Annotated in this window: 19 protein-coding genes; 7 read left to right on the plus strand and 12 right to left on the minus strand. The window is 66.3% G+C overall.

Annotation, left to right across the window (positions count from 1 at the left end; translation table 11 throughout):
* Window positions 1-10 precede the first annotated feature (10 nt).
* The 3 genes from rfbC to HII28_RS08350 are packed head-to-tail and all read right to left on the minus strand — an operon-like array spanning window position 11 to window position 2916.
* Window positions 11-562, minus strand: coding sequence for a dTDP-4-dehydrorhamnose 3,5-epimerase (gene rfbC / locus HII28_RS08340; protein WP_170024974.1), 552 nt, complete (start codon window positions 560-562; stop codon window positions 11-13).
* A complete protein-coding gene (locus HII28_RS08345; protein ID WP_170024975.1) occupies window positions 559-1611 on the minus strand; it encodes an SDR family oxidoreductase in 1053 nt (350 codons plus the stop codon). The genes rfbC and HII28_RS08345 overlap by 4 nt, the downstream gene beginning before the upstream one ends.
* A gap of 57 nt (window positions 1612-1668) precedes the next feature.
* Window positions 1669-2916, minus strand: coding sequence for a class I SAM-dependent methyltransferase (locus tag HII28_RS08350; protein WP_170024976.1), 1248 nt, complete (start codon window positions 2914-2916; stop codon window positions 1669-1671).
* A gap of 212 nt (window positions 2917-3128) precedes the next feature.
* On the opposite strand from HII28_RS08350, the gene HII28_RS08355 reads away from it, so the two are divergent.
* The 6 genes from HII28_RS08355 to HII28_RS08380 are packed head-to-tail and all read left to right on the plus strand — an operon-like array spanning window position 3129 to window position 8942.
* Window positions 3129-3257 carry a lasso RiPP family leader peptide-containing protein gene (locus tag HII28_RS08355; protein ID WP_170024977.1) on the plus strand — a complete coding sequence of 43 codons (129 nt, stop codon included), beginning with the start codon at window positions 3129-3131 and terminating at the stop codon, window positions 3255-3257.
* Window positions 3258-3313: 56 nt separating this feature from the next.
* Window positions 3314-4474 carry an asparagine synthase-related protein gene (locus tag HII28_RS08360; protein WP_170024978.1) on the plus strand — a complete coding sequence of 387 codons (1161 nt, stop codon included), beginning with the start codon at window positions 3314-3316 and terminating at the stop codon, window positions 4472-4474.
* Window positions 4471-4932, plus strand: a complete 462-nt coding sequence (locus tag HII28_RS08365) for a lasso peptide biosynthesis B2 protein (RefSeq protein WP_170024979.1) — start codon at window positions 4471-4473, stop codon at window positions 4930-4932. The genes HII28_RS08360 and HII28_RS08365 overlap by 4 nt, the downstream gene beginning before the upstream one ends.
* Window positions 4929-5921 carry a hypothetical protein gene (locus HII28_RS08370; protein WP_170024980.1) on the plus strand — a complete coding sequence of 331 codons (993 nt, stop codon included), beginning with the start codon at window positions 4929-4931 and terminating at the stop codon, window positions 5919-5921. The genes HII28_RS08365 and HII28_RS08370 overlap by 4 nt, the downstream gene beginning before the upstream one ends.
* Entirely contained in the window at window positions 5918-7090 is a 1173-nt protein-coding gene (locus HII28_RS08375) for a nucleotidyltransferase family protein (protein WP_170024981.1), read from the plus strand. Before HII28_RS08370 ends, HII28_RS08375 begins: the two co-directional genes overlap by 4 nt.
* A 25-nt stretch (window positions 7091-7115) precedes the next feature.
* Window positions 7116-8942: an ABC transporter ATP-binding protein gene (locus tag HII28_RS08380; RefSeq protein WP_170024982.1), complete on the plus strand. Its 1827-nt coding sequence runs from the start codon at window positions 7116-7118 to the stop codon at window positions 8940-8942.
* Between the two features lie 52 nt (window positions 8943-8994).
* Here the strand turns inward: HII28_RS08380 and HII28_RS08385 are convergent, their stop codons facing one another.
* The 8 genes from HII28_RS08385 to rpsL form a co-directional block, all read right to left on the minus strand.
* Complete coding sequence (locus HII28_RS08385) at window positions 8995-9846, minus strand: phosphatase PAP2 family protein (RefSeq protein WP_170024983.1); 852 nt, start codon at window positions 9844-9846, stop codon at window positions 8995-8997.
* A gap of 272 nt (window positions 9847-10118) precedes the next feature.
* On the minus strand, window positions 10119-10916 hold the full coding sequence (locus HII28_RS08390; protein ID WP_170024984.1) for a hypothetical protein: 798 nt from the start codon (window positions 10914-10916) through the stop codon (window positions 10119-10121).
* A gap of 133 nt (window positions 10917-11049) precedes the next feature.
* Entirely contained in the window at window positions 11050-12546 is a 1497-nt protein-coding gene (locus tag HII28_RS08395; RefSeq protein ID WP_170024985.1) for a sugar transferase, read from the minus strand.
* Between the two features lie 368 nt (window positions 12547-12914).
* The gene (locus tag HII28_RS08400) at window positions 12915-14744 is read right to left on the minus strand and encodes a DUF4012 domain-containing protein (RefSeq protein WP_170024986.1); all 1830 of its coding nucleotides are present in this window, start codon (window positions 14742-14744) and stop codon (window positions 12915-12917) included.
* Between the two features lie 136 nt (window positions 14745-14880).
* The gene (gene tuf / locus HII28_RS08405) at window positions 14881-16074 is read right to left on the minus strand and encodes an elongation factor Tu (protein ID WP_170024987.1); all 1194 of its coding nucleotides are present in this window, start codon (window positions 16072-16074) and stop codon (window positions 14881-14883) included.
* A 151-nt stretch (window positions 16075-16225) separates the two neighbouring features.
* Window positions 16226-18340: an elongation factor G gene (fusA, locus tag HII28_RS08410; protein ID WP_170024988.1), complete on the minus strand. Its 2115-nt coding sequence runs from the start codon at window positions 18338-18340 to the stop codon at window positions 16226-16228.
* A gap of 146 nt (window positions 18341-18486) precedes the next feature.
* On the minus strand, window positions 18487-18957 hold the full coding sequence (rpsG, locus tag HII28_RS08415) for a 30S ribosomal protein S7 (RefSeq protein WP_022900966.1): 471 nt from the start codon (window positions 18955-18957) through the stop codon (window positions 18487-18489).
* Window positions 18957-19331: a 30S ribosomal protein S12 gene (gene rpsL / locus HII28_RS08420; RefSeq protein ID WP_170024989.1), complete on the minus strand. Its 375-nt coding sequence runs from the start codon at window positions 19329-19331 to the stop codon at window positions 18957-18959. The genes rpsG and rpsL overlap by 1 nt, the downstream gene beginning before the upstream one ends.
* Before the next feature lie 381 nt (window positions 19332-19712).
* On the opposite strand from rpsL, the gene HII28_RS08425 reads away from it, so the two are divergent.
* Window positions 19713-20705, plus strand: coding sequence for an LLM class F420-dependent oxidoreductase (locus tag HII28_RS08425; RefSeq protein WP_170024990.1), 993 nt, complete (start codon window positions 19713-19715; stop codon window positions 20703-20705).
* 119 nt (window positions 20706-20824) lie between these two features.
* Here the strand turns inward: HII28_RS08425 and HII28_RS08430 are convergent, their stop codons facing one another.
* A complete protein-coding gene (locus HII28_RS08430; RefSeq protein ID WP_170024991.1) occupies window positions 20825-21634 on the minus strand; it encodes an Imm1 family immunity protein in 810 nt (269 codons plus the stop codon).
* Between the last annotated feature and the right edge of the window lie 3 nt (window positions 21635-21637).

Consider the following 21637-nt stretch of genomic DNA (forward strand, 5'->3'; position numbering starts at 1 on the left):
ACCGGGCGGCTCACCCCACCCCGAGGAACTCGCGATACTCCACCCAGGTCTGTCCGGCGCGGTCTCTCTCGCTCACGATGGCCACCGGGTCGGGCCAGGGCACGGCGAGGTCGGGGTCGTCGAACCGCACGGTCGTGTCTTCGTCCGGTCCGTAGAAGGCGTCCATCCGATAACAGATGTCTGCCGACTCCGTGAGCGCCTGGTGCCCGTGCAGGAAGCCGCGGGGAATGAAGATCTGGCGATGGTCGAGGTCGTCGAGACGGAAGGTACGCACCTCGCCGAAGGTCGGGGATCCGACGCGGGTATCGACAACGACATCGAACACGGCGCCGTGCGCGCATCGCACCAGCTTTCCTTCACCCGACCCGATGCGCCCGTGCAGACCGCGCACGACGCCCCTGTACGAGCGCGACTGGTTGTCCTGTTTGAAGCTCGCCGGATCGATCCCCGCCTCCGCGAGAACGGTGACGTCGAGTGTTCGCGTGAAGAAACCGCGTTCGTCCACGTGCGGTGTCGGTTCGAAGACGACGAGACCCGCGATGTCGGTGCGGATGACCCTCACGCGCTGCCCTCGACACCGACGCTCGACGACACCCACCGCATGTTCTCGTCCAGCTTTCCGCTGCTCTGGAGACCCGCCAGCCAGGTGAGTCTCTTGAACGTCGACCGGTACGTCTCTTCGTCGAGATCGAACTCCCGATACTTCGCCAGCAGTTCCTCGGCGCCCCGCCTGACCGTCCACTGCGCCGTGAACTGCGGCACGAGGCTCTGGATCTTGGCGAAGTCGACCCGGTACGAGCGGGGATCGTTGCCGTTCTCGCCCGTGATCTCCACCTCGGCCCCGCCGGCCACCTCCGCGACGATCTCCGCAATGTCGCTCACCCGAAGGTTCGCCGCTTCGCTTCCCACGTTGAATGCGGCGTCGTGCACGTTCTCGCTGGGCGCGGTCAGGCAGGCGAGGAATGCAGAGGCGATGTCCTGCGCGTGCACGAGCGGTCGCCACGGCGTGCCGTCGGAGAGCACCCGCACCTTCCCGGTGAAGAAGGCCGAGGCCACGAGATCGTTCAGCACGATGTCGCCCCGGAGGCGAGGGGAGAATCCGAATGCCGTCGCGTTGCGCAGATACACGGGGTCGAATCCGTCGTCGGCGAGCTCGTGCAGGTCGGCCTCGACGCGCACCTTGCTCTCCGCGTACGGAGTCACGGGGTTGAGCGACGCATCCTCTCCGACGAGGGCGTCCCCACCCGATGTGCCGTAGACGCTGCACGTCGACGCGTACAGAAATCGGCCCACCCCCGCGTCCTTGGCCGCGCGAGCCAGCGAGACGCTGGCGTGATGGTTGATGTCGTAGGTGAGTTCGGGCGCGAGATTGCCGAGCGGGTCGTTCGACAACGCCGCCAGGTGCACGACGGCGTCGAAGCCGGCCAACTGGTCGGCCGTGACGTCGCGGATGTCGGCATGGATCGTCGGCGGGTCGACCGGAGCATCCCCTAGAACGCACGCCGCGAAGAAGCCGGTATCCAGGCCGGTCACCTCGTGGCCTGCAGCGGTGAGTGTCTGCGTCATGACGGTCCCGAGGTATCCCTCATTGCCTGTCACCAGAACGCGCATGGGCCTACTCCTTCGGTAGATCGGTCGTCGGTCGGGATGCTCGACGGCGCTCGCCGGTCACACGACCTCGAGCGAAGGAATGGGGAAGACGAGCTTGGCCCCCCAGTCCCGCACGTACGCCAGCTGCTCCGTGATCTCCGCCCGCAGATTCCACGGCAGCACGAACACGTAGTCCGGCTTCGTCTCCGCGAGCTTCTCCGGACTGTGCACCGGAATGTGCGTCCCTGGCAGGAAGCGCCCGTGCTTGTACGGATTTCGGTCGACCGTGTACGGCAGCAGGTCGGATCGGACTCCGCAGTGGTTGAGCAGAGTGTTGCCCTTGCCCGGTGCGCCGTATCCGGCGACGGTCTTGCCTTCTCGTGAGGCGGTGATCAGGAAGTCCAGCACGTCGTTGCGGATGCGGGCGACGTCGGCGGCGAATCCCATGTGTCCGTCGACCGTGTCCAGGCCGAGTGCCGCTTCCTCCGCGAGAAGCCGAACGACCTCGGCGCTCGGCTCGCCGGCGACGGCGGCCGGACGCGCGTAGGCGCGAATCGAGCCGCCGTGCGTCGGCAGCTCCTCGACGTCGACGAGCTCGAGGCCGCCGGAACGAAGCGCCCGAGCGATGGTGAGCACCGTGTAGTACTGGAAGTGCTCGTGGTAGATCGTGTCGTACTGGTTGCGCTCGATCAATCTGCGCAGGTACTGCACCTCGATGGTGACCCATCCGTCATCGGCCACCAGTTCCCGAAGGCCCCTGGTGAACCCGACCAGGTCGGGAACATGCGCGTAGACGTTGTTGGCGGCAACCAGGTCTGCGCGTCCGTGACGTGCGGCGAACTCGGCACCGGATTCCTCTCCGAGGAAGAACGTCTCCGTCGGCACCCCCTTTTCACGCGCGGCGATGGCGATGTTCTCCGCAGGTTCGATGCCGGCCACCGGAATGCCCGCGGCGACGAAATGCTGCAGGAGATAGCCGTCGTTGCTCGCAGCCTCGACCACGAGGCTCTCAGGGCCGAGCCCCAGCTTGCCCGTCATCGTCTCGGCATACCGCTTGGCGTGCTCGACCCAGGAGTCGGAGAAGCTGGAGAAATAGGCGTACTCGACGAAGACGTCCTCGGGATCGACGTACGCGGGCAACTGCACCAGGAGGCACTGCGAGCAGATTCGCACATTCAGCGGATAGAACCTCTCGACCGTGTCGAGACGGTCGGCGGTGAGGAAGTCTTCGCACGGCGGCGACATGCCGAGGTCGACGAAGGTACGGGCGAGCACCGCGTCGCACAAGCGACAGTGCGGTGCGGCCGCAGTGGTATCGGTGGACATGAGTCTCCCTCGGGCGAGTCGCTATCTCGACGCTACATCGATCGGGTTTCGGGCGACATGCCTGTCGGCGAGTGCGGCGGGCCCGCTTTCGGGGGCCGCCGGATGCGGCAGGGCAGTGGTCGCCCGTCCCCCGTATTGGGCCATGGCCGCAGACTCTGCGACTGATAAATTTCTCATGAGAAAGTCTCACTTCACGCTACCGGGAGGCAGCAATGGCATACGAAGCACCTTCGATCAAGGCGATCGGCTCGGTCGCCGACGTCACTCTCGCTCAGGGTTTCACTGGACACGACGACAACTACGGTTTGTTCAGCATCGGCACCGACCCCAGGGTCTCCTGAGTCCGAGCTTCACCCCGGGCGAGATGAGAATTTCGCCCGGGGCTTCTTTTGCGACCATGACCGAGACAGCCACGCGCCCAAGCAAGACAGAGCTAGCGATCGGCGTTCGAGGACGAACGCCGCTGACCGAGCGCGTGGCCCGAAGCGACTTTACGGCGAGGCAAGCTCTCGAGGATGAGATCGCCCGCGCCATCGCAGTCCGACCATCATTCGTCAGCTTCTCCGGGGGGCGTGACTCTTCCGCCGTGCTCGCTGTTGCCGTCCATATGGCTCGGGCGAGAGACCTCACACCGCCGCAACCCGTCATCCTTCGATATCCAGGCGACTTCGATTCCGATGAGACCGAATGGCAGACCCTGGTCCTCGATCACCTCGGTATCGACAACCCCGTCATCATCGAGCTGGCCGAGCGCTCCACCTACCTGGATGCCGACGCGCAGGCGAGCCTCCGACGGCACGGGCTTCTCTACCCGGCAGCGCTGCACCTGAAGAATCACATCTTTCCGGTCGCGTCTGGCGGAGTGCTCCTCACCGGTGAAGGCGGCGATGAAGTCCTGGGCACTCGCCGAGTCACGCCCTATTCGCTCCTGCTCCACTACCGCCGTCGGCCGTCGAGGGCGCTGCTGCGCTGGGCCTGGTCGGCCGGCTCGACGGCCCGCGGCCGCGCAAGACGTGAGGCGAAGGATGCCGCTCGGCTGTTGCCGTGGATCACAGAGGAAGCCCGTCGGCTCCTGACCGACGATATTGCCGTCGAGGAGCGAGCCCCATTGCACTGGGGACGCGAGACCCAGCGAATGACTTCCGCTCGGATCCCGAAGGCGCTTGCCCATAACCTGCAACTGCTTGCCGATGAATACGACGTGCAGGTCGCCCATCCGCTTTTGGCGCCAGGGTTCATGTTTGCGCTTGCCCGCGAAGGCGGGCGGTGGGGCTATGCCGGACGCACGGACTTGATGCGCCATCTCTTCGCGGACCTCTTGCCTGAGGCTCTGCTGTCCCGATCGAGCAAGGCCCACTTCGGGGCGGTTCGCTGGGGCACTCCCGAACGGGAATTTGCTCGGAGCTGGGATGGCGGCGGTGTTCCCACAGATCTGGTCGACGTCGAGGCTTTGCGCAGCGAGTGGTTGTCAGACCACCCAGCAGGTGCATCCGTTCCGCTGCTTCACGCTGCGTGGCTTCACTCACAGGGTCTGCCGATCGAGGGAGAGGCCGCATGATCGCAATCAAGGCCGTCAGCATCGAACGGCTGCGGCGCATGCTCCGGCTCGGACCTCGTGCCTGGTTCCGGGTGATGAGGACGGTGCTCATTGCGGGCCGAATCGAGCGATCGCTTCGTCGCGAAACGCTCGACAGAACGGCGCAGCGGTTCGGCGCGGAGCTCTCGTTCGATCCACCGCAGGAGGTGGCGACCCTGTTGCCTCTCAACGAAGATGAGAGCCGCGATCTCGGTCTCGCCCTCGCCGTACTCCGCCAGAAGCAGTTCAACGGCACCTGCCTGCGCCGTGCGCTCGTCATGGCCGACATTCTGCGTGATCGCTCGCCGAAGCTGCGCGTGGGCGTCTCCAAGGCATCCGGCGAAGTCGTTGCCCACGCGTGGGTGGAAATCGACGGATTCGCCATCGACCCGATGGCCGAACGGGAGTATGCGATGTTGCGACCGGCGGTGCGGGCATGACGACCTCACGAACCTTCGTCTACGGGCTGATCGTTGACAGCGATCGGCCGCTCTTCCATCCGCGCTCCGCCGCACCGTGCGTCGGAGGAGAAGCGGACATCGTCATTCGGCATGCGGAGCATGAGATCAACCCTCGGGAGCCCGCGAGTGATGATGTGCTCCTGCGGTATGCGAACGGGGAAGCGCGCTACTTCTGCGAGCGGTGTCCGGATGGCACCTACGCTCTCGTCTTCGACGAGGCGTGCGAGTTCCGGATCTCGGCGGACCTTCGCACCGTGACGGTGATCCGGCACAGGGGAGCCGACCTCGGGATCGAGGATGTCCTCGCGTCCGGTGCGCTGTTGGCCTGGCAGCTGTACATGCGCGGATCGCTCGTCCTGCATGCCAGCGCCGTCCAGGTCGGTGATCGTGCGATCGCTTTCGTCGGTGGCTCAGGTCGCGGCAAGTCGACGATGGCCACCCTGATGTGCGCCGCCGGGGCACGGATCATCACCGACGACCTGTTGCGTATCGACTTCTCCGACGGAGTACCCGAGACGCGTCTCGGGTCATCAGAGCTCCGCCTGCGCAAGGGCGCCGATACGCTGGCGGCGAGGTTCGACCAGGGGGCCGCACCCGGGCGTCGCTCGAGCGCGGACGACCGTCAGATTCTCCGCCCGATCGACGATGCCGACGATCGGGTTCCCCTTGCAGCGATCTACGTCCCTGTCCCGGAGCGCGAGAACTCGATCACGCGCGTCGACCGTATTTCCGCACCGGACGCGCTCTTCGCGCTGCTCCGCTTTCCCCGCTTGCTCGGCTGGGTCGAGCCCGATGTGCGCACCAGGCAGTTCGCGCTCTCCTCGCGCCTCGTCGCGGACACACCGCTGAGCATCGCGCATGTTCCGTGGGGTCCTCCGTTCCCCGCCGACATCGCGGACGACATCGTTGCCGATCTCGATGTCGAGCGAGTTCCTCGCCGACTCGACCTGACGGCGGCGGCCCCGTGACCGTGATCGCACTCCCGGTCATCACGGAGCGGCCCCTGGCGCGGCTCCTCATCGAAAGCACCCTGGACATCGATGGCCCGCTGCCGTCCGACCTGCTCGACGTGTCTCTCGCAGACACCCTCACTGCGGCGAGCGACCACCGTATTGCTCCCGCGGTGTCTCGGCGGCTCCGTGCCGGTGCCACGACACCCGACTGGGAGCAGGCCTTCAGCGCCGAACGGCATCAGCAGCTGTTCCGCCACATGCGCACGCACGCCGAACTCGCCGCGCTCGGTGCATCGCTGTCCGAAGCTGGGATCGAGTGGCTCGTCGCGAAGGGGCCCGTCGCGGCCGACGTGATCTGGCCCCACCCGGACATGCGCGAGTATCACGACCTCGATCTCTTCGTCGGCGCCGGCGACTTCGAGCGCGCGCTTGGCGTGCTCCTCGACGACGGATGCACGCTGGTCGACCGCAACTGGCCGGAGCTCGCGCGCACCATGCGTGCAGAGATCGCGTTGGTCGGACCGTACGGCACGCCGATCGACCTGCACTGGCACATGGCTGTGCCGCGCGGCCTCCGCAGGAGTTTCCGCATCGACATGGCAGAGATGTTCTCGCGATCCCGCACCGTCACGCTCGGCAACGGGCGCGAGGTGCCGACCTTCGACGAGGTCGACACGGCACTGCATCTCGGGTTCCACTCAGCCCAGGCGGGTGCGTCGAAGCTGATGTGGGCAGGAGACCTCCACTACGCATCGCTCTCCCCCGGATTCGATGCGGGAGAATTCGTCGAGCGAGCCCGTCGCGCACGCATCGATCAGCCGATCGCGGCCGTGGTGAACCGGGTCCGATCCATCACCGGCGAGCGCGGCAACCCCGAACTGCGTCGGGTAACCACGCCGAGTGGTCCCTGGAGCCGCGCGGTCATGGCGATGGAGCGTCGTGCGACATTCCCCAGCCTTCCGCGCGAGGGCCATTCCGGAAGCATCCCGATCGCCGGCATGCGTCCGACAGGCATCGGTTCCATGGCCGCGACCGCGCGAGCCGCCATGGAGATCCGCACCCTCGAGCGCCGTGTGCGCCGTCTCGGGCCCCAAGATCGAACGCTTCACCACGACGTGCCGGATGCCGCAGCGCGCCGAGCTTACTTCAGGATTGTCGAGCACTCGGCCGGGGAGCGATCGTGATGTGGATCCGAGAGGCGGTACGACCATGAGCGGGCCGACGGAGGCGAAGGCGGCGGAGCGCAAGTCGTTCGGCCGGCTCACCTCGCTCATTCGGTACAGCATCGGCCTTGTCTGGTCGTCGGCGCGGATGCCATTCGTCGGTCTGGTCTCGCTGCAGCTCGTCTCTGCTGCGGCCTTGGCCGGCCAGGTCGTCGCCGTGCAGCTGACCCTGACGGCGATCCTGTCCGCAACGAGCGGGAAGCAGGGCATCGGACCCCTCGTGCCGCCGATTCTGCTCCTCGCCATCCTCACGGCGATCACGGCGATCGCCGGGTCGCTTCAAGGGTCGCTGAGCCGGTACGTCGGCGAAAGCGTCGGACAGTCGATGTGGCAGCGGATCCTCGACGTCGCGACGGGAGTCGGCCTTCGGCGATTCGAGTCGACGGAGTTCTACGACCGTCTCGACCGCATGCGCATGAACGCCCTCAGCCGGCCGTTCCAGGTCACGAACGGGGTGCTCGGTGTGATCGGTGCGATCGCGGCGAGCATCGGCCTCGGCATCACGATCGTCGCGCTGAACCCCCTGCTGCTTCCGCTGCTGCTCCTGGGCGGCGTGCCGGTGCTCTTCACCTCACGGCAGGAGAGCAGGCTGGAGTACCGGTTCAACGTCGCGCAGACCCAGCGCATCCGGCTGCGCACCTACATCTCGATTCTGCTCACCGGTCGCGACGAGGCCAAGGAGATCCGCGCGTTCGGACTGCAGCGCCATTTCAAGGATCGCTTCAACGCGCTCTACAACCAGTACCGCAAGGATCTTGCGGTACACGTGCGGCGCAGGGCGTTGCTGAACCTCGTCGGAAACCTCGGCGCGGCGCTGGTGCTGGCGCTCACGCTTCTCGCGCTGATGTGGCTCATCACCACGGGCGCCATCGACATCGCCGGCGCTGGGGCGGCACTGATCGCGATCCGTCTGCTCGCCACCCAGGTGCAGTCCATCGCCGGAGGCGTGCAGACGATTTTCGAGTCAGGGCTGTTCATCGACGACGTGCACCAGTTCATCGCCGTCGAGACTCGCGAGAGCACGGGATCGGAGTCCCGACTCGCTCCACGAGCCTTCACCACGATCGACCTCGAGAACGTGCGGTTCACGTATCCAGGACGCCAGGAACCCGCGCTCGACGGTGTCGACTTGCACATCGGCGCTGGGGAGGTCATCGCCCTCGTCGGAGAGAACGGATCGGGCAAGACGACTCTCGCGAAGATCGTCGCCGGCCTGTATCCGCCGGTATCGGGAAGCGTGCGCTGGGACGGGGTGGAGACCTCCGAGTTCGATCCTGTCGACCTGCGGAGGCAGACCGCCGTCATCTTCCAGGACTTCGTCCGCTACGCGCTGTCGGCGGAGGAGAACATCAGCGTCGGCAGGCCGGACGACCCCCCGGACATCTCGGAGGTGAGGGAGGCCGCACGCATGCTGGACGCCGACGGGTTCCTCTCCTCGCTCCCCGACGGCTATGCAACCCCCCTGTCCAGGCTGTTCGACGGTGGCCACGAGCTCTCAGGCGGCCAGTGGCAGCGGGTGGCCATTGCGCGTGCGTACTACCGCAAGGCACCACTGGTGATCCTCGACGAACCGTCTTCTGGACTGGATCCCCGCGCGGAACACGACCTGTTCTCCTCCCTTCGCTCGACTCTCGAGGGCCGTTCGGCTCTCTTCATCTCGCATCGGTTCTCGACCGTGCGCTCCGCCGACCGCATCTACGTGCTCGATGCCGGCAAGGTCGTCGAGCACGGCACGCACAACGACCTGATGGCGTTGGGTGGGCTGTACGCGGAGCTGTTCACTCTTCAGGCGGACGCCTACCTCGGCACGTGAGACGGCCAGCCGTCCGTGGAAGGGCCAAGTCCTTTCACGGGCGCTCGTCCCTTCACCGGCCCCCGTCCGTGCTGCTTCCGGGAGAGGGCAGCGCATCCCGTCGTGGTGTCAGCGCAGCAACGGAGACGACGGCGACCGTGCAGAGCGCGGACCATCCGAGGAAGCCGAGCGGCGAGCCGGGTCCAGGCCAGAACAGCGTGATCGCGCCGACCGGGATGATCGTGGCGAGAACCACCAGGGCCACCGATCCACCTGCGCAGCAGAGCAGGATCGGGGCGAGCGCCGGCATCCTGTCGTAAACGGTCGAGGATCGCCACAGGACGAGGCATCCCACCGCGCCGACGACGAGTGCTGCTCCGACGACATCGCTCGGCCGGTGCGCGAACGACGCGACGGAGCACCACGCGACGCCGACGGTTGCGAGCATCACGACCGCCACGATGGCCCGGTTGGCGTGACGAGGCAAGACCATGGTGATGGCGAGCGCCGTCGACATCGCGAATGCGACATGCCCACTGGGGAACGTGTTCGCCGAATAGCCGAAGTCGCCCACGTTCGGCCGCGGCAGTAGCAGCTTGAGGCCCTCGCACAGGCCCACGGACACCAGGACGAGGAGCACCGCTCGTGCGACATCGGCGACCCGACGCCGGACGAGGGCGATGATGCCGTAGACGAGCGCCACCAGCGCCAGCAGGATCGGTACGATCAGCCGGTACAGCCCCGCGGCCGAACCGATCGTCTGGTTCGCGAGGCCGAAGTCGGCGAACGAAGTGGCGTCGGCCTGCTGCCCGATGGGGAGCACGACGAGCACCACATAGGTGACGGCGAACGCGGCGGCGAATGCGGCCGCACGGAGCAGGGTGCCGACCCCCGTCCGATGGACCACCGCGACGTTCGAGTCCATGCGCCCATCCTGCCGGACGGTTACGTCCGGTGCCGGGATGCGATCGCTGCGCTCCCGTCGCGTTCTCGGCGGCTCAGCGGCGCAACGCGGGCCGGATCGGCCGCGGGCCCCCGCTCCGGGCGGTCCGCACGAGTACCGGGGTGGTGAACACCGTGCCGGCGAACAGCGTGGCTCGGGTCCGCCGACACCTGCAGAACCGCACTCGAAGGATGGAATCCTCGTGCGCGTCTTTCTGCTCGAGCCGGCACCGACGGACCCCTCGGCCGAGGCTGCTACGACTCGTGCGTTGCGCGGCGGCGGCGGATCAGTGCGAAGGCGAGTGCCGACCCACCGAGGATCAGGATGGCGCCGCCTGCGACGACTCCGAACATGACGTTCGATCCCGTGTCGGCCAGCCAGTTCGCGTCCGCTGAGGTCCCGTCAGACGGCGGACCTGCGTTGCAGCTCGGCGTCGCCGGCGGGTAGCTCACCGCGACCGACAGCTCAGGGTTGACCGTGATCGTGGCGCTGGTGATGGTGCGGGTCCAGGCGAAGTTGCCCGAGGTCTCCACCCAGTCACCTGCGGCGTTCTGGGTCCAGCCCGGCCATCCAGTCGGTGTGACACCGTCGGCTGCCACCGACGCGCCAGGCCACAACGTCTTGCCGCTCAGCGTCAACGAATTCTCCGTCGCGCCCGGCCCTTCGGTTGCGGTCGAGATGGTGCCGAGTGTCTCCGACCAGGTGTTGCCCTTGCCGTCATTCATCGAAATGATGACGTCGTGACCGCTCAGGGTCACGTGATCTGGGTTGTCCACCACGATGTCGTAGAAGATCCACGGCGCGTTGGCGACGCACTTGCCCGTCACGACCGAGCCGGACAGCGTCGCCGGAGTGTTGCAGGACGCCGGAGTGCTCCCCGGAGTGGATTCAGGAGTCGACCCCGGCGTGGATCCCGTGCTCGGCTCCGGCGTGGAGGTCGCACAGGGATTCGACGGCACATAGCCATCGGCTGAGGCGGAGAGCGGGACCGCCAGTGCTGCGGCGGCAACGATGCCGAGGCCGCAAAGGCATGCCACAAGACGACGTTTCATGATCGGGCCAACTTTCGCGCTGCATCGGGTATGGCAATTCTAGTGTGGAGATGAGAGATGCTCATCCCCCCGAAATGGCGTCAGCAGGGCAATCCAGCGCCTCGGAGCCGGTGCCGCGGCAGCCTGAGCCATGTCAGTACGCGCCCGCCGGATGGACGAGAACCTTGGCCGTCCGCCACAGGATGATGAGGTCACCCGTGAGCGACCAGTTCTCCACGTAGTAGAGGTCCAGCCGGACGCTCTCGTCCCACGTCAGATCGCTGCGTCCGCCGATCTGCCACATTCCCGTGAGTCCCGGCTTGATGAAGAGCCGGCGATGCACGGCGCCCTCGTAGGCGTCGACCTCGCACGGCAGCGGCGGCCGCGGTCCGACGAGACTCATGTCTCCGACGAAGACGTTCCACAGCTGCGGCAGCTCGTCCAACGAGTACTTGCGCAGCACCCGGCCGAGCCTGGTGACCCGCGGATCGTTCTTCAGCTTGAACAGCAGCCCGGCGCCTTCGTTGCCTGAGGTCAGGGCCTGCTGATCCTGCTCGGCCGACCTCACCATGCTGCGGAACTTGTACATGGTGAATCGGCGGTTGTTCCGCCCTACCCGCTCCTGCCTGAAGATCGCATCGCCTGGGCTGTCCAGACGCACCAGCACCGCGAGCACGATGAGCACAGGCGAAAGGAGCAGGAGCCCGAGCCCGGAGAGCGCCACGTCCAGCGCCCGCTTCATCGCGTGCTTCGCACCCTCGAATTGCGGGATCTCCACGTGGATGAGCGGAAGCCCGTCGATCTGGCGGAAGTGGATGCGTGGGCCGGCCACGTCCGTGAGCCGCGCGGCCAGCACCAGATCGGTTGCTGTCCCCTCGAGACGCCAGCTGAGATCGCGGACGAAGTCTCCACCGTCGCTCGGCTGGCTGGCGAGGATGACCGTGTCGACCTGCAGGTTGGCGGCGGCCGTCGCGATGTTGTCGAGGTTCGCGACCACGCTCACGTCCAGGGCGTCGCCGGCAACGGGCTCATCTGTCGCGACGCCGACGATGTGATAGGCAGCGCCGGAGTTTCGCCGGATCTGGTCGATGACATACGCGACATCGGCCGGCGACCCGCCGACGATGGCGCGCGAGAGGTAGCGACCGACCGCCCGCTGCCGGTTCAGCCATTGGCGCCAGAGCCATCTGCTGAACGTCAGACCGACGAGGCCGATCGGCAGCGTGAGGACGAAGAATCCCCGCGCGATGTCGACCTTGGCGACCAGGAACAGGATGGCGAGAGCGCCGAACGTGATCACGCTCGCATTCGCCACCCGGCGATACTCTGCGGCTCCGACGCCGATGATGCGTGGATCGCGGGTGTGGAAGAGCGCCAGCAGCAGCGACCAGGCGCCCACCACGGCAAGGGCGATCACCCAGTAGAACTTGCCGATACCGCCGAGGTCGTCGTGCGTGAACCCGAAGCGCGCCACGTACGCAACACCGACCGTCGCGACCACGATGACCGTGTCGCTCGTGACGAGGCGCACGCGGTATCGCCTGCTCCACCGCTGCTCGTCCGACGCTGCGCCTGCGCGTGCTCTGGCTGATAGCGCGCCGAATGACGAAGGACCGATGGCGGCTGTCCGCGGGTCTCGGAATTCGGTCATGCGACACACTCGGGTACTGAGGAACCCCAGAAGGCGCGACCTGTCGGCGGTACGCAGTTCGGGGCTGCGCACCGCCGAGGCTTCGGGTCAGTGCTTTTCGGGATTCGGTGACTTGGGACAAGGAGTTGCACCTCGCGGTGCAACGGCGTTCGGATCGCCTCTTCGGTTGTGAGGAGTGGAACTCAGTTAATGAGTAGCCCTCATTTCGCGAGCTTACCTGTTAGTGAAACTTGCTCATGTCCCGAGTTAGGGGGTAACCATGTACCGAGTTAGGGGGGCACGACATCGCACCGAACACCCCTCGAGAATGCCCCGCCGCCCGGCCGCACAGGCGCAGACGACGACTCGGCGACGCGCCTCGAGCCGGTCTACTTGCCGATCTGCGAGCAGCTCAGCTCCGCCGCGCTCACGGTCGACGGCCAGACGCCAGGCGTCACCACCGCGCTCGGCTGGGCGCCCGCGCGCGCGCCGGCATCCTGGCCGCCGGGGGCGCCGATGAAGTGGAACTCGTAGGTCGAGCTCTGCCCCGGATTCAGGTTGATCTGCAGATGTGCCACAGGGTGGCCGTCGTCCGTGATCCGTTGCACCGGGACATCGGCGCCGCCGGTCGATGCCCCGGCGACCACACTGCCCTTTGGGGCGTACACGGCGACGGTGGTGTGAATGTCACCGGGGGTGACGCCCGACAGTCCGCCGCCCGTCACGTACCACGGAAGCGACGTGCCGGCATCGGCGGGTGCCGAGCTCGTCAGGGTGACGCGCACGACGTAGTCGGGTCGGCCGTCCGAACGGCACGTCGCCTGCCCGAGCTGCACGGCCGTTCGCAGGTAGTAGTCCATCTTGGCGCCTGTCGCGTCGTTGAGGTACACGCCGAACCTGCGACCGGCGTCGGTGCCCGAGTCGAGGGTGCCGGCCAGCGTCGTCTGCGCGATCAGCGACTGCTGCCGAGCATCAGCGCTCCAGAGCAGGATCCTGCGCTCATCGCCCGCCTTCGCCAATGCCGAGATCATCGTTGAGGGGTCGAACTGGCCAGACGCCACCTTCGTGAACACCGCTGCCGCGGCCGCGTTGAAGAAGGCGTCCTGCTGCTGCGGATCGTCGATCTGTGCATATGTCTCGCTCAACAGGACCTGCACGACGTTCTCGCTGGTGAGCTGCTCTCCACCACCGACGACCACCGGACCAGTGGCAGCGAGAACGTCGCTCAATGCGACGGGGTCGATCGAGAAGACCCCGTCCACGGTGGTCCCGTATCGCTTTTCCCACATGGCGCTGACGAGCGAGGCGGAGAGCGGGAAGTTCGGCGTCAGCGTGACGTCTTGGAGGTATTCGCCGGTGATGTCGCCGTAGAGAGCCTTGGTTCCGGAGGGGAGCTCCTTCACCGGTTCGCTCGGCGCGGGGAAGTCGGTCGCCGACGCCTGACGAACGAGCGTGACCGCCCCATCGCTCGCATGCAGTTGAGCGACGGCACCGACGATGCCGCCCGTCGCCCTAGCCTCTGCGTTGTTCTGCATCACCAGCAGGTAGTCCCGCGGCCCGTCCGCGCCGAGCATCTCTGGAAGCAGACGCGTTGCCCGTGCAGCGGGATCGACCACCCCGGCCGCCTTCTGGAGAGCCGTGTTCAGGGTCTGCACCGCCCGGGTGACGGGCCCGATGGTCGATGAGGTGTCGATGCCGCCCACGATGGCGATGTTGGACTGCAACGCGGCATCCGCGCGCGTCATGGCTGGAGCGACCGCGGAGAGCTTCTGGATCGGAACCCTGCCGTCGACGGGCCTGAACGACGAAGGATCGAGGGTCCCGGCGAGGCCGGCCAACGGCACGATGGCCCGATCAGTGACATCGGACGCGGCACCGGCGACCTGGCGCACGGCGCTCAGGTTGCCGCCCAGCATGGGAATGAGTTCGGCGGCTCGCCAGACGGGATCGCTCGTGTCGTCACGCGCGGCGTGAAGGTGCTGCGCCAACGCCGCCGACGTGGCCTTCGCACCGGAGGCATCGCCGGCGGAGAGCTGGGACTGAACCTTGTCGATGAGCGGAAGGGACGCCTCGAGTTGACCCTTCGCGTTCCACGCACGTACCGCAGTCCACACCGCACACCCGAGCACGATCACGACGATGCCTGCAACGACCATCCAGATGATGCGGCGCCGCGCGCGCTTTTTCGCGCGCTCGGGCTGGGGGGTCGTCTCGGACATGCGGGTATTCAAGCAGACGATTCCTCATGATCCGCTGACTGCGGCATCCGGAACCGGTAGCCGCGGCCGGCGAGAGAGTACGAAAAAGGGGCCGGACCCGAAGGCCCGACCCCTTTCGAGATCGAAGTAGAAAGGACTACTTGATGATCTTGGTCACCGTGCCGGCGCCAACGGTGCGTCCACCCTCACGGATGGCGAAGCCGAGGCCCTCCTCCATGGCGATGGGCTGGATCAGCTCGACCGTCATGTCGGTGGTGTCGCCGGGCATGACCATCTCGGTGCCCTCGGGCAGCGTGATGACGCCGGTGACGTCGGTGGTGCGGAAGTAGAACTGCGGACGGTAGTTCGAGAAGAACGGGTTGTGACGTCCACCCTCGTCCTTGGACAGGATGTACGCGGTGCCCTCGAACTGGGTGTGCGGCGTGACCGAACCCGGCTTGACGACGACCTGACCGCGCTCCACGTCCTCGCGCTTGGTGCCGCGGAGAAGCAGACCACAGTTCTCACCGGCCCAGGCCTCGTCGAGCTGCTTGTGGAACATCTCGATACCCGTGACCGTGGTCTTCTGCGTCGGGCGGATGCCGACGATCTCGACCTCGGAGTTGATCTTCAGCGTGCCACGCTCGGCGCGGCCCGTGACGACGGTTCCACGACCGGTGATCGTGAAGACGTCCTCGATCGGCATCAGGAACGGCTTGTCCTTGTCGCGCACCGGGTCCGGGATGGACTCGTCGACGGCGTCCATGAGGTCGAGGATGGACTGCGTCCACGCCTCGTCGCCCTCGAGAGCCTTGAGGCCCGAGACGCGGATGACCGGTGCGTTGTCGCCGTCGAAGTCCTGGCTCGACAGGAGGTCGCGAACCTCGAGCTCGACGAGCTCCAGGATCTCCTCGTCGTCGACCATGTCGGACTTGTTCAGCGCGACCAGCAGGTAGGGAACGCCGACCTGCTTGGCGAGCAGCACGTGCTCACGCGTCTGAGCCATCGGGCCGTCGGTCGCCGCGACCACGAGGATCGCGCCGTCCATCTGAGCGGCACCGGTGATCATGTTCTTGATGTAGTCCGCGTGACCCGGGGCGTCGACGTGCGCGTAGTGGCGCTTCGGGGTCTCGTACTCGACGTGCGAGATGTTGATCGTGATACCGCGCTGGCGCTCCTCGGGAGCGGAGTCGATCGAAGCGAAGTCACGGGGGACGTTCACGTTCGACGGGTACTTGTCAGCGAGCACCTTGGAGATCGCCGCGGTGAGCGTCGTCTTGCCGTGGTCGACGTGACCGATCGTTCCGATGTTGACGTGCGGCTTGGTCCGCTCGAACTTGGCCTTAGCCACTGTGGGTCCTCCTCAGGACTCTCGTGTAGAAGCTGCGGGCGGCGTCGACCGACCGGACATTCTACGGGGATCTTCTCTATATTACGGTACGTTCCGGCGGGTCAAGCCGGAGCGGGACGTCTACCGAGGCGGACATCCCGCAGCCCGGCATTTACTCGCCCTTGGCCTTCTGGATGATCTCGTCGGACACAGCCCTCGGGACCTCCGCGTAGCTTTCGAACGACATGGAGTACACGGCGCGACCGGACGTCTTCGAACGAAGGTCGCCGATGTAGCCGAACATCTCCGACAGCGGGACGTGAGCACGGATCACCTTGACGCCCTGCGCATCTTCCATGGCCTGGATCTGGCCACGGCGGGAGTTGAGGTCGCCGATGACGTCGCCCATGTACTCCTCGGGCGTGCGCACCTCGACGGCCATCAGCGGCTCGAGCAGCACCGGGTTGGCCTTGCGAGCTGCCTCCTTGTACGCCATCGAACCGGCGATCTTGAACGCCATCTCGGAGGAGTCCACCTCGTGGTAGGCACCATCGAGCAGCGTCGCCTTGACGCCGACGGTCGGATAGCCGGCGAGCACGCCGACCTGCATCGCATCCTGGATGCCAGCGTCGACCGAAGGGATGTACTCGCGCGGAACGCGGCCACCTGTGACCTTGTTCTCGAACTCGTACGTCGTCTCTGCGGTGACCTCGAGCGGAGCCAGCGCGATCTGCACCTTCGCGAACTGACCGGATCCACCGGTCTGCTTCTTGTGGGTGTAGTCGTGCTTCTCGACCGTCTTGCGGATGGTCTCGCGGTAGGCGACCTGCGGCTTGCCGACGTTGGCCTCGACCTTGAACTCGCGCTTCATGCGGTCGACGAGGATGTCCAGGTGGAGCTCGCCCATACCGCCGATGACGGTCTGGCCGGTCTCCTGGTCGAGCTCGACGCGGAACGTCGGGTCCTCTTCGGCGAGCTTCTGGATGGCGGTGCCCAGCTTCTCCTGGTCCTGCTTCGTCTTCGGCTCGATCGCGACCTTCAGCACCGGCTCCGGGAACGTCATGGACTCGAGCACGATCTGGTCGTGCGGGTCGCACAGCGTGTCACCCGTGGTGGTGTCCTTGAGACCGATCACCGCGTAGATGTGACCAGCGGTGACCGAGGGCACCGGGATCTCCTTGTTGGCGTGCATCTGGAAGATCTTCCCGATGCGCTCCTTCTTCTGCTTGGTCGAGTTGATGACCTGCGCACCGGAGTCGAGGTGACCCGAGTAGACGCGGATGTAGGTCAGGCGACCGAAGAAGGGGTGCACGGCGATCTTCGAGACCAGCGCGGAGAACGGCTCAGTGGCATCCGCGTGACGCTCCAGGACCTTCTCCGGGTCGCGGACGTCGTGGCCCTGAACGGCGGGAACGTCGAGCGGACTCGGCAGGAAGTCCACGACCGCGTCGAGCATCGGCTGAACGCCGCGGTTCTTGAACGCGGAACCGCAGAGAACCGGGTAGATCTCGTTGTTGACCGTGAGCTTGCGGATCGCGGCCTTGATCTCCGGAACGGTGATCTCCTCGCCGCCGAAGAACTTCTCCAGCAGCTCGTCGTCCGTCTCGGCGACGGTCTCGAGCAGTGCGGCCCGGTACTCCTCGGCCTTCTGCTTGAGGTCGGCCGGGATCTCCTCGATCTCGTAGTGGGCGCCCATGGTGACATCACCCTTGGCGTCGCCCGGCCACACCAGCGCGCGCATCTCGATCAGGTCGACGACACCGACGAAGTCGTTCTCGCTACCGATCGGGAGCTGCAGCACCAGCGGCTTGGCGCCGAGGCGGTTGATGATCGTGTCGACCGTGAAGTAGAAGTCGGCGCCGAGCTTGTCCATCTTGTTGACGAAGCAGATGCGCGGGACGTTGTACTTGTCGGCCTGACGCCACACGGTCTCGGACTGGGGCTCGACGCCCTCCTTGCCGTCGAACACGGCGACGGCGCCGTCGAGGATGCGCAAGCTTCGCTCAACCTCGACGGTGAAGTCCACGTGACCGGGGGTGTCGATGATGTTGATCTGGTTCTTGTCCCAGAAACAGGTGACCGCGGCGGACGTGATGGTGATGCCGCGCTCCTTCTCCTGCTCCATCCAGTCAGTGGTCGAGGCACCGTCGTGCGTCTCGCCGATCTTGTGGTTGACGCCCGTGTAGAACAGGATGCGCTCGGTCGTGGTGGTCTTACCGGCATCGATGTGCGCCATGATGCCGATGTTGCGGACCTTCTTCAGGTCGGTGAGCACGTCTTGTGCCACGGGGAATCCTCCGGAGGAAAGTTGATGGGAAACGGCCGGCCGTCATATGCCGGCGCGGGGGGCGGGGATCAGTGCTCCTGCCGCCCCACGCGTCGACATTTACAACGGAAATCCGGCTGTATTTGTTCCGTCAGGTGAACCGATGGTTACCAGCGGTAGTGAGCGAACGCACGGTTCGACTCAGCCATCTTGTGCGTGTCCTCGCGACGCTTCACAGCGGCGCCGAGGCCGTTCGAGGCATCCAGGATCTCGTTCATGAGACGCTCGGTCATCGTGCGCTCACGACGGGCCTTCGCGTAGCTCGTGAGCCAGCGCAGCGCGAGAGTGTTCGCACGGTGCGGCTTGACCTCGACCGGAACCTGGTAGGTCGAACCACCGACGCGGCGGCTCTTGACCTCGATGGTGGGGCGCACGTTGTCGAGCGCCTTCTTGAGGGTGGCGACGGCATCCTGACCGTTCTTCGCGGCAACGCCCTCGAGCGCGTCGTAGACGATGCTCTCGGCGAGGGACTTCTTGCCGTCCTTCAGGATCTTGTTCACCAGCTGGCTGACGACGGGTGCGCCGTAAACCGGGTCGGCGACGACGGGGCGCTTCGGAGCGGGACCCTTGCGAGGCATTACTTCTTCTCCATCTTCGCGCCGTAGCGGCTACGAGCCTGCTTGCGGTTCTTCACGGCCTGGGTGTCGAGCGCACCACGGATGATCTTGTAGCGAACACCCGGGAGGTCCTTCACACGACCGCCGCGGACGAGCACCATCGAGTGCTCCTGCAGGTTGTGGCCCTCACCGGGGATGTAAGCGGTGACCTCGGTGCCGTTGGAGAGCTTCACTCGGGCGACCTTGCGGAGCGCCGAGTTCGGCTTCTTGGGCGTGGTGGTGTAGACGCGGGTGCAAACGCCGCGCTGCTGCGGGTTGGCCTTGAGCGCCGGCGCCTTGGTCTTGGAGACCTTCGGCGTACGGCCCTTTCGGACCAACTGCTGAATGGTTGGCACTGTTTCTCCTCTATGTGCTGCACGGTGACAGCGTTGATGGTGTTTTCACATCACGACCCACCGGAAGCCGCAGACGAGCGGCCGACTTCACGATGCCGCCCGAGGACGACCTCTTGACATGTGGTGGGTATGCCGTGGGGGTGACCCGCATCAGCAGGGTTCCCATAAACAGTGTGGTTTCGGATTGAGCCGGTTCCGATCCGCCGCGGCTGACGCCACGGACGGGCACGGTTCAAGCGCGCACAGAGCGCACACCCGACCTAGCTTACCTGATGCCGCGTGTCGCAACAAACGAGCCAGGGTCCCGTGCGGTATGCGCGAACGAAGTCGAGCATCCGATCTGCGCCCCACGGCTTCGAGCACCGGCGATAGCGTGGCGATATGCGCTTCGGAACCTTTCTCCCCCAAGGCTGGCGATTCGATCTCGTCGGCATCGACTCGGCCGACGAATGGCCGACCATGCGGCGTCTCGCCCAGCAGGCTGATGCCGGCCCATGGGAATCCCTGTGGGTCTACGACCACTTCCACACAACGCCCGTGCCGAGCGAAGAGGCGACGCACGAGGCCTGGACGCTGATGTCGGCGTTCGGCGCGTCGACGTCGCGCATCCGCCTGGGACAGATGTGCACGTGCATGGGATACCGCAACCCTGCGTACCTCGCGAAGGTCGCCGCCACGGTCGACCACGTCTCAGGCGGTCGCATCGAGATGGGCATCGGCGGCGGGTGGTACGAACACGAGTGGCGTGCGTACGGATACGGATTCCCGGAGGTCCCCGACCGCTTGCGCATGCTGGGCGAAGGCGTCGACATCATGCGCCAGGCGTGGACCACCGGCACCGCGACGCTGCACGGACGCCACTACGACGTGGACGGCGCCATCGTTCGCCCGCTCCCGCTGCAGGACGGCGGCATTCCGATCTGGGTCGCGGGTGGCGGCGAGAAGGTGACGCTGCGCATCGCGGCGGCAGCCGCCGACTACACCAACTTCACCGGCTCGCTCGATGAGTTCGACCACAAGGTCTCGGTGCTTCACACGCACTGCGAGCGTCTGGGGCGCGATCCGCAGGAGATCACCCAGTCCTCGAACTTCAACACGATCGTCGCGCCCACCGCGGCCGAGGCCCGCGACCGGTTGGATGCCGTGATCGCACGCCTGCGGCCGCACGTCGGCGACGCCCGCGCCGACCACATCGAGCAGGAGTACCTCGCCTCGGACGGCTACGGCACACCGGAGCAGATCGTGGAGCGCCTGCAGACGCGAGCAGCGCACGGGCTGGGGTACAGCATCCACTACTTCCCGGAACTCGCGTACGACACCTCCGGATGGGAGCTGTTCGAGCGCGAGGTCATTCCCGCACTGGCCTCGGCCTAGTTCTTCTCGGCCCCAGTCGTCGAAGGGCGCTCGTCGCATCCGGAATCTCCGGCGTGCCGCGGGCGCCCTTCGTGCTGCACGGGAGCTTCACCGCGTCCGCTCTCGCGGGCGATCGCAGTTCAGGAGAGTCCCGGCGGGACCGGGATCTCGTGGGCCCGGGAGCCGACATCCCACGTCAGGCCCGTGTCTCGCGCGCCCGTCGCGACAAAGGCCTTGGCGGCGGCGAGCGCGTCATCGCGCGTGACGAAACGTCCCCTCGGATACGAGGCCGGACTGCCCGCGATGACGACATCGACGGTGTCCCGCGGATCCGGAGAGGACGTACCGCTCGGCAGCGCCTGGAACTGCCCGCGCTGGCGGCCGGATGGCCCAGTGCAGAAGACGAGGAAGCCTGCCCGTTCCACGCAGAGCACATCCATCCGGTCCAGACCGCGGTGGATGGACACCGTCGAGCGGCCGGCGCCGCGCATCGCCGTGATGCGGGCATCGACGTCGCGCCACTTCGGCGAATCCGCGGAGCCTTGGCCGTCCTCGCCCTCGTCCCAGGTGAACCGCAATCCAGCGACGGACTTCACGGGCGCCTTGCGCGCCCGGACCTGGAGGATCAACGACCTCGCGGCCAGGCCGAACGCGAATCCGGCGAGCACGAAGCAGATGAACGTGAAGCCGTTCAGCTTCGTCACCCAGGTCAGCATCACGGATGCGATCACAGCGATCGGCAGCGCGACGTACGACCACGTGCGCGGCAACGCGACGACTCCTGCGCCGACGACGAAGGCGAGCACGGCCGCCCACCAGCCGGCGCCTGCCTCCGAGATCGTCGGACCCTGCTGAATCAGGGCCAGGCCGATGAAGACCACGGGCAGTGCGATGCCGAACGCGATCGCCTTCCAAGCCTCGGCGCGCGATGACCGCTTCTTCTTGCTCATCCG

The organism is Planctomonas sp. JC2975 (assembly GCF_012985205.1).
Taxonomy (GTDB): domain Bacteria; phylum Actinomycetota; class Actinomycetes; order Actinomycetales; family Microbacteriaceae; genus Humibacter.